The organism is Agromyces terreus, assembly GCF_009749465.1.
Classification (GTDB): domain Bacteria; phylum Actinomycetota; class Actinomycetes; order Actinomycetales; family Microbacteriaceae; genus Agromyces; species Agromyces terreus.
Genome location: NZ_WBIS01000011.1, coordinates 15,943 through 31,601 on the forward strand (window position 1 = coordinate 15,943; position 15,659 = coordinate 31,601).

Here is a 15,659-nt window from a genome sequence, read left to right on the forward strand (position 1 = left end):
CGACATGACACAGGCAGGCGGCGCTGAGGGCGACCGCACGGCATCGAACGGCGAGTTCGGCGACAGCAACACCGCCGGCACGACGATCGGGTTCAGCCGCGAGGCTGCCGCCCAGCTCTCGCTGGTCGACGCCGACATCACGGTCGAAGAGCAGGAGGCGATCGCGGCACTGCCGTCCGGGTCGGCGCTGCTCATCGTGCGCCGCGGCCCCAACAGCGGGGCTCGATTCCTCCTCGACACCGACGTGACGACCGTCGGCCGACACCCCGACGCCGACATCTTCCTCGACGACGTCACGGTCTCGCGCCGGCATGCCGAGTTCCACCGGCATCGCACCGCCTTCGAGGTGAAAGACCTCTCGTCGCTGAACGGCACCTACTTCGACGGGGTGCGCATCGAGACGGCGCTGCTGAGCGACGGCGCCGAGGTGCAGATCGGCAAGTTCCGGCTCACGTTCTACGCTTCGCGTCGCGACCTGGCGCCGCTGGCGAGCAGCTAGTGTCGGGCCACGCCGCCCCCACGCACGCGAGCGGCCAGGCCCCCCTGCTCGGCATCGGTCAGGTTCTCGCACGTCTGCAGCCGGAGTTCCCCGACCTCACGCCGTCGAAGCTGCGGTTCCTCGAAGAGCAGGGGCTCGTCTTCCCGGCGCGCACCGCCGCGGGCTACCGCAAGTTCTCGACCGCCGACGTCGAGCGCATCACCCTCGTGCTGTCGATGCAGCGCGACCACTACCTCCCGCTCAAGGTGATCCGCGCCCACCTCGAGGCGATCGACGCCGGTGAGACGCCGTCGCTCCCCGGCGCGAGGGACGCGCGCGGCTTCCTCGGCGCCCGCCGCTTCGCCCGCGACGAGCTGATCGCCGCCGCCCGGGCGCCCCGCGGCCTGCTCGACGATGCCGTCGCCGCGTCGCTCATCTCGTCGGCCGAGCCCTACGACGACGAGGCGCTCGGCGTGCTCAGCGCCCTCGCGGCCCTTCGCGAGGTGGGCATCGAGCCGCGCCACCTGCGTGGGCTGCGGGCGGCCGCCGAGCGCGACGCCGCGCTGATCGAACGTGCGCTCGCCCCCTCTCGCCGCCCCGACGCCGCCGGAAAGGCGCGGGTCTCCGAGCGCGCCGCCGAACTCGCCTCCCAGCTCGAGACCGTTCGCGCCGAGGCCGTGCGCAGCGCCCTCGCCAGGCTCGCGCGCTGAACCGCATCCACGACCCTCGCGACACGCCGTGACGTTCGGCCCGATGTGTTTGGTTCGGCCCCCTGCCCTCGGTAGCGTGGACGATGCCCCGACGGGGTGAGTGACCGAGAGTGAGGGGATCGCATGAGTGAGCTCGACCGGAGCGCGCGCGACCGCTACGACCTCGGACTCCTCTTCACCGACGGCATGCCGGAGCATGAAGACGGCACCGGCTATCGCGGCGCCGTCGCGGCGCGCGCGGCCGGCATCAGCTACCGGCAGCTCGACTACTGGGCACGCACCCAGCTCGTCGAGCCGACCGTCCGCGGCGCGGCCGGATCCGGGTCGCAGCGCCTCTACGGCTTCCGCGACATCCTCGTGCTGAAGCTCGTCAAGCGGCTGCTCGACACCGGCATCTCGCTGCAGCAGATCCGCACCGCCGTCACCCAGCTCCGCGAATCCGGGGTCAGGGACCTCGCGCAGACCACGCTCATGAGCGACGGCGCGAGCGTCTACCTGTGCACCTCCGACGACGAGGTCATCGACCTCGTCAACCGAGGACAGGGCGTCTTCGGCATCGCCGTCGGCAAGGTGCTCCGGGAGGTCGAGAACTCCCTCGTCGAGATCGACACCCAGCCGGCGGATCCGATGGACGAACTGGCCGCGCGACGCGGCACGAAGAACCGCCGCATCTCCTGAACGGGAGCGATCCGGTCGGGCCTGCGCCCGTATCGGCGAACCGTCCGCGCTGCGCGGGAGTCCCGTGCGACCACGGTGCTCGATCGCCGCGGCGTCGGGTTGCCCCGCCGCATTCGGCGGGCCGGGGTCAGTGCGTGGGGGTCTCGAGCTCGAGCGGTGCGTTGGCGTAGTCGCCGATGCGAGCCGTGCGCAGCACGCGCTCGAGCAGCTGGTCGAAGTTCGCCGACATCTCTTCGGCGCTCTCGCCGGGCCACATGTGCAGCGGCTTCGCGGCGCCCTGCGCCTGCTGCAGCGAGGTGCGCTCGGGCAGCTGCGGCGAGAGCACGAGCGGGCCGAACATGTCGCGCAGCTCCTTGATGCGGAACTGGTGCTCGAGGGACTGCACGCGCGCGCGGTTCACGATGATGCCGAGCGGCTGGAGACGGGGGGAGAGGCCACGGCGGATCTCCTCGATCGCACGCAGCGCGCGGTCGGCGGCCGCGACCGAGAACAGGCCGGGCTCGGTGACCACGGCGACCCGGTCGCTCGCGGCCCAGGCGGTGCGCGTGAGCGCGTTCAACGAGGGAGCGCAGTCGATGAGGACGAGCTCGTAGTCGGCCTCGACGTTCGCGAGGGCCTCCTCGAGCTTCCAGATGTCGCGGATCGACGGGTGCGGGCCGTCGAAGTTGATCGCAGAGGGGCTGCCGATCATGACGTCGATCGTGGACTGGGGGTTCGATCGCGCCCAGCCGCTCGGCGCGATCGCCGATCGGACGATCTTCTCCTTGGGCGAGGCGAGCACATCGGCGACGTTCAGATGCCCGGCGACCTGGATGTCCATGCCGGTCGAGACGTCGGACTGGGGATCGAGATCGACGACGAGGGTCCGGACGCCGCGGGCGAACGCCGCCGACGCCAGTCCGAGGGTGACGGTCGTCTTGCCGACACCGCCCTTGAGGGAACTGACGCTGAGTACGTGCACGAACAGATACGCTACCTCTATTGCTTGGACGAAACCTAAACGTTCGCTGTGCGGAAACCCTCTCCCCGAAAGGCCTGCATGTTCTCGAAGATTCTGGTAGCAAACCGCGGCGAAATCGCCATCAGGGCGTTCCGGGCGGCCGTCGAACTCGGTGCCAAGACCGTGGCGGTGTATCCCTTCGAGGATCGCAACTCCCTGCATCGGCTCAAGGCGGACGAGGCCTACCAGATCGGCGAGCCGGGGCATCCGGTGCGCGCGTACCTCGACGTGTCCGAGATCATCCGGGTCGCGAAGGAGTCCGGGGCCGACGCGATCTACCCCGGCTACGGCTTCCTGTCCGAGAACCCCGAGCTCGCCCAGGCCGCGGCCGACGCGGGCATCACCTTCATCGGCCCGCCCACGCGCGTGCTCGAGATGGCCGGCAACAAGGTCACCGCGAAGGAGCACGCCATCGCGGCGGGCGTCCCCGTGCTGAAGTCCACGCCGCCGTCGCGCGACGTCGAGGCGCTCGTGGCCCAGGCCGACGAGATCGGCTTCCCGATCTTCGCGAAGGCGGTCGCGGGCGGCGGCGGGCGCGGCATGCGGCGCGTCAACACCAAGGACGACCTGCGCGCCTCGCTCGAGGAGGCGATGCGCGAGGCCGACAGCGCCTTCGGCGATCCCACCATGTTCCTCGAGCAGGCGGTGCTCCGCCCCCGCCACATCGAGGTCCAGGTGCTGGCCGACGCCTCCGGCGAGACGGTGCACCTCTTCGAACGCGACTGCTCGGTGCAGCGCCGGCACCAGAAGGTCATCGAGATCGCCCCCGCGCCGAACCTCTCCGACGACGTCAGGCGCGCGCTGTACCGAGACGCGATCGCGTTCGCGAAGTCGATCGGGTACGTCAACGCCGGCACGGTCGAGTTCCTGCTCGACACCGCCGGCGAGCGGGCGGGCGAGCACGTCTTCATCGAGATGAACCCGCGCATCCAGGTCGAGCACACCGTCACCGAAGAGGTCACCGACGTCGACCTCGTCGTCTCGCAGATGCGCATCGCCGCGGGGGAGACCCTCGCCGAGCTGGGGCTCGAGCAGGGCAGCATCCGCCTCAGGGGCGCCGCGCTCCAGACTCGCATCACGACCGAAGACCCCACCGCCGGGTTCCGCCCCGACACCGGCAAGATCACGACCTACCGTTCGCCCGGCGGCGCCGGCATCCGCCTCGACGGCGGAACGATCAACCCCGGCGCGCAGATCAGCCCGCACTTCGACTCGATGCTCGCGAAGCTCACCTGCCGTGCCCGCGACTACCCGTCGGCCGTGGCCCGCTCCAAGCGCGCCCTCGCCGAGTTCCGCATCCGCGGCGTCTCGACGAACATCCCCTTCCTCCAGGCCGTGCTCGACGACCCCGCGTTCGTGGCCGGCGACCTCAGCACCTCGTTCATCGACGAGCGGCCGCAGCTCGTGCGCGGGCGCGTGTCGAAGGACCGCGGCACCAAGATCCTGAACTGGCTCGCCGACGTCACCGTGAACCAGCCCAACGGCGCTGCGCCCACGACCGTGAGCCCGACCGAGAAGCTCCCAGTGGTCGATCTCGCGGCAGAGGCCCCGGCGGGATCGCGTCAGCGCCTCCTCGAGGTCGGCCCCGTGGCGTTCGCCGCCGAGCTGCGCGCCCAGACCCCGCTCGCGGTCACCGACACCACCTTCCGCGACGCCCACCAGTCGCTGCTCGCGACCCGCGTGCGCACCAAGGACCTCGTGGCCGTGGCCCCCTACGTCGCACGGCTGACGCCGCAGCTCCTGTCGGTCGAGGCGTGGGGAGGTGCGACCTACGACGTCGCCCTCCGCTTCCTCGGCGAGGACCCGTGGGAGCGCCTCGCCTCCCTCCGCGCCGCGCTGCCGAACGTGGCGATCCAGATGCTGCTCCGAGGCCGCAACACGGTCGGATACACGCCGTACCCGACCGAGGTCACCGATGCGTTCGTCCGTGAGGCGGCCGCCACCGGCGTCGACATCTTCCGCATCTTCGACGCCCTGAACGACGTCAACCAGATGCGTCCGGCGATCGACGCGGTGCTCGCGACCGGCACGGCCGTGGCAGAGGTCGCCCTCTGCTACACCGGCGACCTGCTCGACCCTGCGGAAGACCTCTACACGCTCGACTACTACCTCGAGCTCGCCGACGAGATCATCGCGGCGGGGGCCCACATCCTGGCGATCAAGGACATGGCGGGGCTGCTGCGTCCCGCCGCCGCCGAGAAGCTCGTCGCGGCGCTCCGCGAGCGCTTCGACGTGCCCGTGCACCTGCACACCCACGACACGGCGGGCGGCCAGCTGGCCACGCTGCTCGCGGCGAGCCGCGCCGGCGTCGACGCCGTCGACGTCGCGAGCGCGCCCATGGCCGGCACGACGAGCCAGCCGTCGGCCTCCTCGCTCGTTGCCGCGCTCGCGCACACGGAGCGCGACACCGGCATCTCGCTGCAGGCGGTCGCCGACCTCGAACCGTACTGGGAGGCCGTGCGGCGCATCTACCGGCCGTTCGAGTCCGGCCTTCCCGGGCCGACCGGTCGCGTCTACCACCACGAGATCCCCGGTGGGCAGCTGTCGAACCTGCGCCAGCAGGCGATCGCCCTGGGCCTCGCCGACGACTTCGAGCTCATCGAAGACATGTACGCGGCGGCGAACTCGATCCTGGGGCGGGTGCCGAAGGTCACCCCGTCCTCGAAGGTGGTCGGCGACCTGGCGCTGCACCTCGCGGCCGTCAAGGCCGATCCCGCCGATTTCGAGGCGAACCCGGAGAAGTACGACGTGCCCGATTCCGTCGTCGGCTTCATGGCCGGCGAACTCGGCGATCTGCCCGGCGGCTGGCCCGAGCCGTTCCGTTCGAAGGTCCTCGCCGGACGCGACGTGCGCATCGGCGTGACCGAGCTCACGCCCGAACAGCGCGCCGCGCTCGAGGGCGAGGCCGACGAGCGTCGCGCGATGTTGAACCACCTGCTGTTCCCGGCTCCTACCCGCCAGTTCGAGCAGATCAGGGAGCTGTTCGGCGACCTCTCCGCCGTCGACACCCTCGACTACCTCTACGGCCTTCGGCAGGGCTCCGAGCACGTCGTCGAGATCGACCGCGGCGTTCGGCTCTACGCCGGGCTCGAGGCGATCGGCGAGGCCGACGACAAGGGCATGCGCACCGTCATGACCATCCTCAACGGCCAGCTGCGCCCCGTCTTCGTGCGCGACCGCGGCATCGAGGTCGACTCCCGCGCGGCCGAGAAGGCCGACGCCTCGCAGCCCGGCCACGTGGCCGCGCCGTTCTCGGGCGTGGTGACCCTCCAGGTCGAGGCCGGTGCCGAGATCGCCGTCGGGCAGAGCGTCGCGAGCATCGAGGCCATGAAGATGGAGGCCGCGATCACCTCGCCCGTGGCGGGGGTCGTCGAGCGTGTCGCGATCCCCAAGACCCAGCAGGTCGAGGCGGGCGACCTCCTCGTGGTGGTCCGTCCGCTGTAGGCTGGGCGTGGGCTCGCGGTGACGCGTGCTCGTGTTCGCACTGAGGAGGGGATTCGGTGGCTGACGATTCCGGAGTGGACCGCACGGGAACCCGGCGCACGGGGCGCGTCACGGCGGCGGGGGCCGACGGCGCGCGAGGCTCGCACAGCGCGGGGGCTCTTCCCGACAGCCTGAACATCCAGGTCGACCTGCCGCCGGCGCCGCGACCGGTCATGCCCGACGACGAGGTCGCCGTCGCCATCGACGACGTCGCCGTCGACCCCGGCGGGCTCGTCGCCGGTCCCACGACGACCTCGGTCGACGTGATGACCCCCGCGCTGGCGGGCGCCTATCGCGGGGGAGCGCATGCGGATGCCTCGCCCTACGGCGCGCTGCTCGCGGCCGACGCCTCCAAGACGCGCCGCGAGCGCGTGAGCACCGACACGGGCAGTCACGTGGCGATCGTCGACGTGCCGTCCGAGGGCGCGGCGCCGGCCGAGGTGCCCGAGACCTCCGAGTCGCTGACGGCCGATCGCCTCATCGACCTGAACCGCACCACCCGTCCGGCACCGCACGGCGGCTTCAACCGGTTCATCTACGAGGCGTCGCTGCATCTGGTGAACCTCGGCGACTCTGCCAAGGCCAGGGCCTACAAAGAGCTCAGCGCCCGCATCCAACGACGATTCGACGGCGGTGCGCGATTCGTGCCGGTGCTGACCCGCAAGGGCGGGGTCGGCAAGACGACGATCACGACGCTGCTCGGCATGGCGATGGCCGATGCCAGAGACGACCGCATCATCGCGATCGACGCCAACCCCGACCGGGGCACGCTCGCCGAACGCGTCGACCGTCAGACCCGCGAGACCGTTCGCGACGTCGTGACGAAGGCGCCGTCCATCGGCGGCTACACCGATTTCTCCGCCTTCGTCTCGCGTGACGAGACGCGGCTCGACATCCTCGCGTCCGACACCGACCCGAGCCTCTCCGAGGCGTTCAACGACGATGACTACAACGTGGTCGCGGGCCTCGCGGCACGGTACTACTCGCTCGTGCTCACCGACTGCGGAACGGGCATCGTCCACTCGGTGATGCGCGCGACGCTGCAGCGGGCCGATTCGATCGTGATCGTCTCGGGCGGCAGCGTCGACGAGGCGCGGCTCGCGTCCGAGACCCTCACCTGGCTCGAGGCCAACGGCTACGGCGAACTGGTGCGCAACGCCGTGGTCGCGATCAACCTCGCCACCCAGGGCACCCACCTCGTCAAGGTCGACGAGATCGAGGCGCACTTCCAGTCCAGGGTGCGCGAGATCGTGCGCATCCCCTACGACCCCCAACTGGCCGCCGGTTCCGTGGTGCACTGGGACGAACTGCGTCCCATCACGCGCCACGCCGCACGCGAGCTCGCCGCGCTCGTCGTGGAGGGGCTGCCGGTCGACCGTGGCGGCCATTGAGAGAGAGCGGCATTGCCGGAACGTCCCATTCGCCTGTTCGGCGACCCAGTCCTGAAGACCGTCTCACCCCCCGTCGAACAGATCGATGACGGTGTTCGCGCGCTCGTCGCAGACCTCCTCGACACCGTGCGGATCCCGGGCCGCGCGGGCGTCGCGGCGTCGCAGATCGGGGTCAATCTCCGCGCGTTCAGCTACAACGTCGACGGCGAGGTCGGCTACATCCTGAATCCGGTGATGGTCGAGACATCCGGCGATCTCGAACTGCTCGACGAGGGATGCCTGTCGGTCCCGGGTCTCTGGCAGAAGACGCCGCGGTACCCCTTCGCGAGGGTTCGCGGCATCGATCTCGACGGCAACGAGATCGAGCTCTCGGGCACCGGGCTCATGGCCCAGGCGCTCCAGCACGAGACCGACCACCTCGACGGCATGCTCTACCTCGATCGACTCGAGAAGGACGAACGCCGGTCGGCGATGCGCGCGGTGCGGGAATCGGACTGGTTCTGAGCCTCGGCCATCGCGCCCGGGGCGCCGACCGGCCCGGTCGGCGTTCGTCGTGAACGCAACAGCGGGCCCGCACCGATCGATCGGTGCGGGCCCGCTGTCGTGCGGAGATCAGCGCATCAGCGGATGATCGAGTGCCCCTCGGTCGCAGGGGCGCCGGAGTACATCGCCTCGATCTCCGGGGCGAAATCCTCGAGGATCACGTTGCGCTTGATGCTGAGCTTCGGCGTGAGGTGACCGCTCGCCTCGGTGAGGTCGGTGGCGAGGATCGTGAACTTGCGGATCGACTCGGCCCGCGAGACGTTCTCGTTCGCCGTGTCGATGGCCCGCTGCACCTCGGCGAGCACCGCGGGGTTCGCGGCGGCCTCGTCGACGCTCATGCCCGCGTCTTCGCCGTTGTTGTTGAGCCAGACGGGCAGCATCTCGGGATCGAGCGTGATGAGCGCGGAGATGAACGGCTTCTTGTCGCCGACCGCGACGACCTGCCCGATCAGCGGGTTCGCGCGAATGGGGTCTTCGAGCGCCGCGGGTGCCACGTTCTTGCCGCCGGCGGTGACGATGATCTCCTTCTTGCGGCCCGTGATCGTGAGGAAGCCCTCGTCGTCGAACGAGCCGAGGTCGCCGGTCTTGAACCACTCGCCGTCGAAAGCCTCGGCCGTGGCCTCGGGGTTGTTCCAGTACTCCTTGAAGACGTCGACGCCCTTGACCTGGATCTCGCCGTCGTCGGCGATGCGCACCGAGACGCCCGGCAGGGCCGGCCCGACGCTGCCGATCTTCGAACGCGTGGTGAGGTTGACCGTCGCGGGGGCCGTGGTCTCGGTGAGGCCGTAGCCCTCGAGGATCGTGATGCCGAGGGAGTGGTAGAAGTGCCCGAGGCGCGGGCCGAGGGGAGCCGAACCCGAGACGGCGTACTTCACGTTGCCGCCCATTGCCGTGCGCAGCTTGGAGTACACGAGGGCGTCGAAGAGCTTGAACTTGAGCTTCATGCCCAGCGAGACGGGCTTGCCGGCCTCCTTCGCCGTGGAATAGGCGACGGCCGTCTCGGCGGCCGCGCGGAAGATCTTGCCCTTGCCGCCGGCCTCGGCCTTCTGCTCGGACACGTTGTAGACCTTCTCGAACACCCGCGGCACCGCGAGGAGGAACGTCGGCTTGAAGCTCGCGAGGGAGGGCAGGAGCTGCTTCGTGTCGGCCTGGTGGCCGACCCGGACGCCGGCGTGCACGCTCAGCACCGCGATGAAGCGGGCGAACACGTGCGCGGTGGTGATGAACAGCAGGGTCGACGCGCCGTTCGGGTCGAGCACGACGTCTTTCAGCGCCACTGCGGCGTTGCGGGAGAGCTCGACGAAGTTCGAGTGGGTGAGCACGCAGCCCTTGGGCTTGCCCGTCGAACCGGAGGTGTAGATCAGGGTGGCGATGTCGGAGCCCACGGCGAGGTTGCGGCGGCGCTCGATCTCCTCGTCGGTGACGCCCGTGCCCGACGCGGCGAGCTTGTCGAGGTCGCCGAGGTCGATCTGCCAGACCTTGCCGATGGCGGGGATGTCGGGGTGCACCTCGTCGAATCGGCTGAAGTGATCGGGCGTCTCGAGGATGACGGCGACGGCGCCGGAGTCGCTGAGGCTCCACTGCACCTGCGCGGGCGAGTTGGTCTCGTACACCGGGACGAGGATGCCGCCGGCGAACCACATCGCGAAGTCGATGAGGGTCCACTCGTAGCGGACCTTGCTCATCAGGCCGACCTTGTCGCCCGGCTGGATGCCCGCGGCGACGAAGCCCTTGGCGAGCGCGATCACCTGGTCGTGGAACTCCTTGGTCGTCACGGGCGACCAGCCGCCGTCGGCGGTCGGAAGGGAGAAGAGCACGGAGTCCGGTGTCGCCGCGACGCGCTCGACCAGGAGGTCGGTGGCGTTCGCTTCGGGGTCGGCGGGGACGACGGCAGGGGTATCGAATTGGATCACGGTAGCTCCTTCGGCACCGGTAAGTCATACAGGGTCGACGGTCGGCGTAGGGGGGCGACCGGTCTACTACACTCTAGTGGTTGCCCCGCCGCGGCTCCGCCCGCGGGCGGCCCTCGGGGCGGTTCGAGACCTCCATCCACGGAAAGGCGATCCACCGTGCACGCGATCGGCATCGACATCGGCGGAACCAAGATCGCGGGAGCGGTCGTCGATGAGGCGGGAGCGATCGTCAGGCACGAGCGCGTGCCCACGCCCGCGGGCGATGCCACCCTCCTCGAGGACGCCGTCGTCGAGATGATCCAGAACCTCTCCGCAGACATCGACGCACGCGAGGTCGCCGTCGGCGTCGCGGCCGCTGGCTTCATCGACGCGGCCCAGTCGACCGTGTACTACGCGCCCAACATCGACTGGCGCAACGAGCCGTTCCGCGCGAAGCTCGAGGCTCGCGTCGGCGGCACGGTCGTCGTCGACAACGACGCGAACGCCGCGGGCTGGGCCGAGTTCCGCTTCGGGGCCGGTCGACTCGTGAGCGACATGGTCATGCTCACCATCGGCACGGGCGTCGGCGGCGCGATCGTCACCGGCGACCGCCTGTTCCGCGGCGGCTTCGGCGCCGGCGCCGAGCTCGGCCACCTGCGCGTGGTCCCCGGCGGACTCCCGTGCGGCTGCGGACAGCGCGGATGCCTCGAGATGTACGGTTCCGGACGGGCGCTGCTGCGGCTGTCGAACGAGATCGCCGACGCCGGCGGCATCGGGCTCCAGCTGGCCCGCGCCCGTGACGCGAACGGCGCTCTCGACGGCAGGATCGTCGGGGCCATGATCGAGTCCGAGGACCCGGGCGCGATCGCCGCCCTGCGGCAGCTCGGCCACTGGCTCGGCGAGGCCGCGGCATCGCTCTCGGCCGTGCTCGACCCGCAGCGCTTCGTCTTCGGCGGCGGGGTCGCCGCATCCGGCGAACTGCTGCTCGGACCGATCCGCGAGGCGTACCTCGAGCACCTTCCGGCGCGCGGCTACCATCCCGAGCCCGATTTCGTGATCGCCGAGCTCGTGAACGACGCCGGCGTGGTCGGAGCCGCCGACCTCGCGCGCGTCTGGGTGGCCGAGCACGCCTGAGCCGCCGCAGCGGTAGGGTTCAAACGGCGGAGGGAGGATCGATGTTCTACTGGATCATGAAGCACATCGTGGTGGGGCCGATCCTGCTCGCGATCTTCCGCCCCTGGATCGTCGGACTCGAGAACGTCCCGAAAGACGGCCCGGTCGTGCTCGCCAGCAACCACCTGTCGTTCATCGACTCGATCTTCCTGCCGCTCGTCGTCGACCGTCAGGTCGTGTTCCTCGCCAAGAGCGAGTACTTCACGGGCAAGGGGCTCAAAGGCTGGGCGACCAAGGTGTTCTTCCAGGCGGCGGGCCAGCTGCCCATCGACCGCTCAGGAGGCAAGGCCTCCGAGGCCTCGCTCGAGACCGGGCTCCGGGTGCTCGGCGGCGGCGGGATTCTCGGCATCTACCCCGAGGGCACCCGCAGCCCCGACGCGCGGCTCTACCGTGGGCGCACCGGCGTCGCGCGCATGGTGCTCGAGGCCGGCGTCCCCGTGATCCCGGTCGCGATGATCGGCACCGAGACGGTCATGCCCATCGGCACGCGCCTGCCGAAGGTGCGGCGCATCGGCATCATCATCGGCGAGCCGATCGACTTCACCCGATTCGACGGGCTCGAGGGTGATCGGTTCGTGTTGCGCTCCGTGACCGACGAGCTCGTGCACTCGCTCCGCACGTTGAGCGGGCAGGAGTACGTCGACGTCTACGCGAGTTCGGTCCGGGAGCAGCGCGCTCCGCAATCGCGGTAGGCTCGATGGGCGGCGGCGCGTTCGCGCCGCCGATCGTCATCTCCCGGCGCATCGCGCCCCGAACCCCTCAGGACATACCCGTGGTACAGCTCGTCGAGCCCGTCGTCAATGCAGATCCCTCCGTGATCGACGGCCTCGACTATTGGCGCACGCTGCCGATCAAGCAGCAGCCGGTCTGGCCCGACGCCGTGGCCGCGGCCGCGGCATCCGCCGAGCTCGCCACGCTGCCGCCGCTGGTCTTCGCCGGCGAGGTCGACAACCTCCGTGATCGCCTCGCGGCCGCGTCCAGGGGAGAGGCGTTCCTGCTGCAGGGCGGCGACTGCGCCGAGACCTTCGCGGGCGCGACCGCCGACCAGATCCGCAACCGCGTGAAGACCGTGCTGCAGATGGCCGTCGTGCTGACCTACGGCGCCTCGATGCCCGTGGTGAAGATGGGCCGCATGGCCGGCCAGTTCGCGAAGCCGCGATCGAGCGACACCGAGACCCGCGGCGACGTCACGCTGCCCGCGTACCGCGGCGACATCGTCAACGGCTACGACTTCACGCCCGAGTCGCGCAACGCCGACCCGGCACGGCTCGTGCGCGGCTACCACATGGCCGCGTCGACGCTGAACCTCATCCGCGCGTTCACGCAGGGCGGCTTCGCCGACCTCCGGCAGGTGCACTCCTGGAACCAGGGCTTCGCCGCGAACCCCGCGAACGCGCGCTACGAGGTCATGGCGCGCGACATCGACCGTGCCGTGAAGTTCATGGACGCCTGCGGTGCCGATTTCGAGGCGCTGCGGCACACCGAGTTCTTCACCGGCCACGAGGGCCTGCTCATGGACTACGAGCGGCCGATGACGCGCATCGACTCTCGAACCGGCAGCCCGTACGACACTTCGGCGCACTTCATCTGGATCGGCGAGCGCACGCGCGACCTCGACGGCGCGCACGTCGACTTCCTGTCGCGGGTGCGCAACCCGATCGGCGTGAAGCTCGGTCCGACGACGTCTCCCGAGACGATGCTCGAACTCATCGACAAGCTCGACCCGAACCGCGAGCCCGGCCGCCTCACGTTCATCACGCGCATGGGCGCGTCGAAGATCCGCGACGGCCTGCCGCCGCTGCTCGAGGCCGTCAAGGCGAGCGACGCCAGCCCGCTGTGGGTCACCGACCCGATGCACGGCAACGGCATCACCACGCCCAACGGCTACAAGACGCGTCGGTTCGACGACGTGGTCGACGAGGTCAAGGGCTTCTTCGAGGCGCACCGGGCCGCGGGAACCTTCCCGGGCGGCATTCACGTCGAGCTCACGGGCGACGACGTCACCGAATGCCTGGGCGGTTCCGAGCACATCGACGAGGCGACCCTCGCGACGCGCTACGAGTCGCTCTGCGATCCCCGCCTCAACCACATGCAGTCGCTCGAGCTCGCGTTCCTCGTCGCCGAGGAGCTCTCGGCGCGCTGATCACGGCGATGCCGCGGCATCCGATCCTCGTTCGAGACGGGCGGATGTCGCGGCCTCGCGACCTCCGGATGCTGCCTTGGACGTGAGATCCGGATGCCGCGTGGTGATGCGGACTCCGGGCGCGGGAACATGTCGCTCGCCGAACCGCCCTCGTGCCGCGGGAGCGTGCGTCAGAATCCCGCGAAGTTGACGGTGACCTTCGAGCCCCGTGCGACGCTCTCGCCGGCGGCGGGATCGGTCTTCGAGACCACGAACGCGTTCGGCGCGACATCCGCCAGCAGGTTGTACTCGACGGTGAATCCGGCGTCGCGCAGTTCGGTGCCCGCCTCGCTCCAGTTCTTGCCGACGACGTCGGGCACGGCGACGAGGTCGGGGCCCTTCGAGACGGTGAGCACGACCGTGGAACCCGGCACCATGGGGTCTTCGGTCCAGTCGGCCGTCTTCACGTGGTCGGCCGGGACGTCGTTGTCGAACACCGGGTCGTTGTACTTCACCGTGAGCCCGGCATCGGTCAGGAGTTTCTCGGCCTCGCCGGCGGGACGCCCCTCGACGGGCGGCACCCGCCCGACGGAGACGACCAGCGTCAGCTTGCCGCGCTCGGCATACGTCTCTCCGACGGGGGCGCCGTCGGCGTCGAGCACGGCGATGACCGAACCGGCTTCGACGTCTCCGGAGAACTGCTCGACGGCGTCCTTCGCGACCGAGAAGTCGGCCAGTTGGGTGCGGGCGTCGGCCTCGGCAGCGCCGATCACCTGCGGGACGGGGAGGATCGCCGGCCCGGTCGAGACGTAGAGGGTCACCTTCGATCCGCGATTGACCTGCTCGCCGTCGGCGGGGTCGGTGCCGGACACTGAACCGGCCGCGATCTCGGGGTCGCTGCGCTCCGCATCGGCGATTTCGAGCCCGGCGTCGACCAGGAGGGCACGGGCCGCGTCGGGCGTCTGCCCGCGGGTCTCGGGAACCGTGGCGTACGACCCGGGGCCGCTGCCGAAGTACCAGCCGGTACCTGCGGCCAGGCCGGTCAGCAGCAGCACGAGGGCGAGGATCCAATAGCCGCGGCGACGGCGCCGTGCGGCGGTCTGCGTCAGCGCCGTGGCGTCGGGCCCGCCGCCGTCCGCATCGGACAGGGGCGGGCTCGCGGGCGGTGCCGTCGCTCCCGCCGCGACGGCGGCACCGGTGAGGACCGTGGTCGCCGCCGTCTGCGTCGTCGTGCGCGGCGGCACGCTCGAGAGCACCATCGTGGCGGTCGGATCGACGCCGTGGCGGATGGCCGGCTCGACCTCGCGGAGGCGGTCGAGCAGCTCGCGCGCGTCGCGCGGGCGCGCTTCGGGGTCGCGCGTCGTCGCCCAGAGCACGAGCTCGTCGAGTTCGGCGGGCACGGCCGCGTTCTTCGAGCTCGGCATCGGAACTTGGTCGTTCGCGTGCTGGTACGCGATCTGCATCGGCGCCTCGCCGACGTACGGCTGCTCGCCGGTGAGCATCTCGTACATCATGATGCCGACGGCGTAGATGTCGCTGCGCGCGTCGGCGACGCCGCGGGTCACGAGCTCGGGGGAGAGGTACGCGATGGTGCCGAGCAGGGCCTGCCCGGTGGCGGTGTTCGCGCTGGCCGCGCGGGCGAGCCCGAAGTCGCCGAGCTTGATGCGGCCGTCGTCGGCGAGCAGCACGTTCTCGGGCTTCAGGTCGCGGTGGACGATGCCCGCCTTGTGCGCCGCGGCGAGCCCTGCGAGCACCGCGTCCATGATGTCGGCGGTCTGCTCGGGCGTGAGCTTCTTGTAGTCCTTCAGGAGGTCGCGCAGGGTGATGCCCGGCAGGTACTCCATCACCATGTAGGCCATGTCGGCGTCTTGGCCCTGGTCGAAGACGTTCACGACGTTCGGGTGGGCAAGTCGGGCGGCCGACCTCGCCTCTTGCACGAAGCGGCTCTTGAAGGTGTTGTCGTCGGCGAGGTGGCCGTGCATGACCTTGATCGCGACGCGTCGCTCGAGCCGGAGATCGGTCGCGAGGTAGACGGTCGCCATGCCCCCGCGCGCGATGCGCGAGCGCACCTGGTACCGGCCGTCGATGAGACGGCCGATCATCGGGTCGACGGGCGCGGTGGTCACCAGACGAGTGTACGAACTCGCGCATGCCTCGGGCCGACTACACACCGATGGCGGCGCGATCGA

At 70.4% G+C, this 15,659-nt stretch carries 12 protein-coding genes; 9 read left to right on the forward strand and 3 right to left on the reverse strand.

The features are described from left to right. The first annotated feature begins 4 nt into the window (after window positions 1-4). From GQQ92_RS14770 to GQQ92_RS14780, 3 genes are all read left to right on the forward strand, one after another. A complete protein-coding gene (locus tag GQQ92_RS14770) occupies window positions 5-499 on the forward strand; it encodes an FHA domain-containing protein (RefSeq protein WP_157000066.1) in 495 nt (164 codons plus the stop codon). Further along, entirely contained in the window at window positions 499-1,188 is a 690-nt protein-coding gene (gene ftsR, locus GQQ92_RS14775; protein ID WP_157000067.1) for a transcriptional regulator FtsR, read from the forward strand. Before GQQ92_RS14770 ends, ftsR begins: the two co-directional genes overlap by 1 nt. Window positions 1,189-1,311: 123 nt before the next feature. Then, the gene (locus tag GQQ92_RS14780) at window positions 1,312-1,866 is read left to right on the forward strand and encodes a MerR family transcriptional regulator (protein WP_157000068.1); all 555 of its coding nucleotides are present in this window, start codon (window positions 1,312-1,314) and stop codon (window positions 1,864-1,866) included. 127 nt (window positions 1,867-1,993) lie between these two features. On the opposite strand, the gene GQQ92_RS14785 is transcribed toward GQQ92_RS14780, so the two are convergent. After that, window positions 1,994-2,827 (reverse strand): ParA family protein, encoded by an 834-nt coding sequence (locus GQQ92_RS14785; RefSeq protein WP_157000069.1) that lies wholly within the window; start codon window positions 2,825-2,827, stop codon window positions 1,994-1,996. Between the two features lie 78 nt (window positions 2,828-2,905). On the opposite strand from GQQ92_RS14785, the gene GQQ92_RS14790 reads away from it, so the two are divergent. From GQQ92_RS14790 to def, 3 genes are read left to right on the forward strand one after another with little or no spacing between them, the layout of a single operon-like run. Continuing rightward, complete coding sequence (locus tag GQQ92_RS14790) at window positions 2,906-6,310, forward strand: pyruvate carboxylase (RefSeq protein WP_157000070.1); 3,405 nt, start codon at window positions 2,906-2,908, stop codon at window positions 6,308-6,310. Window positions 6,311-6,366: 56 nt separating this feature from the next. Beyond that, window positions 6,367-7,740 (forward strand): MinD/ParA family ATP-binding protein, encoded by a 1,374-nt coding sequence (locus GQQ92_RS14795; protein ID WP_232057724.1) that lies wholly within the window; start codon window positions 6,367-6,369, stop codon window positions 7,738-7,740. 12 nt (window positions 7,741-7,752) lie between these two features. Then, complete coding sequence (def, locus tag GQQ92_RS14800; protein WP_157000071.1) at window positions 7,753-8,244, forward strand: peptide deformylase; 492 nt, start codon at window positions 7,753-7,755, stop codon at window positions 8,242-8,244. Between the two features lie 116 nt (window positions 8,245-8,360). On the opposite strand, the gene GQQ92_RS14805 is transcribed toward def, so the two are convergent. Continuing rightward, entirely contained in the window at window positions 8,361-10,196 is a 1,836-nt protein-coding gene (locus tag GQQ92_RS14805) for an AMP-dependent synthetase/ligase (RefSeq protein WP_157000072.1), read from the reverse strand. Window positions 10,197-10,352: 156 nt separating this feature from the next. Here GQQ92_RS14805 and GQQ92_RS14810 point away from each other — a divergent pair, with 156 nt between their 5' ends. The 3 genes from GQQ92_RS14810 to GQQ92_RS14820 all read left to right on the forward strand — a co-directional run bounded on the left by GQQ92_RS14810 (window position 10,353) and on the right by GQQ92_RS14820 (window position 13,491). After that, entirely contained in the window at window positions 10,353-11,309 is a 957-nt protein-coding gene (locus GQQ92_RS14810) for an ROK family glucokinase (protein WP_157000073.1), read from the forward strand. Between the two features lie 41 nt (window positions 11,310-11,350). Continuing rightward, window positions 11,351-12,040, forward strand: coding sequence for a lysophospholipid acyltransferase family protein (locus GQQ92_RS14815; protein WP_157000074.1), 690 nt, complete (start codon window positions 11,351-11,353; stop codon window positions 12,038-12,040). Between the two features lie 80 nt (window positions 12,041-12,120). Then, window positions 12,121-13,491, forward strand: a complete 1,371-nt coding sequence (locus tag GQQ92_RS14820) for a class II 3-deoxy-7-phosphoheptulonate synthase (RefSeq protein ID WP_372493398.1) — start codon at window positions 12,121-12,123, stop codon at window positions 13,489-13,491. A 170-nt stretch (window positions 13,492-13,661) separates the two neighbouring features. Here the strand turns inward: GQQ92_RS14820 and pknB are convergent, their stop codons facing one another. After that, window positions 13,662-15,596, reverse strand: a complete 1,935-nt coding sequence (pknB, locus tag GQQ92_RS14825) for a Stk1 family PASTA domain-containing Ser/Thr kinase (RefSeq protein ID WP_157000076.1) — start codon at window positions 15,594-15,596, stop codon at window positions 13,662-13,664. Between the last annotated feature and the right edge of the window lie 63 nt (window positions 15,597-15,659).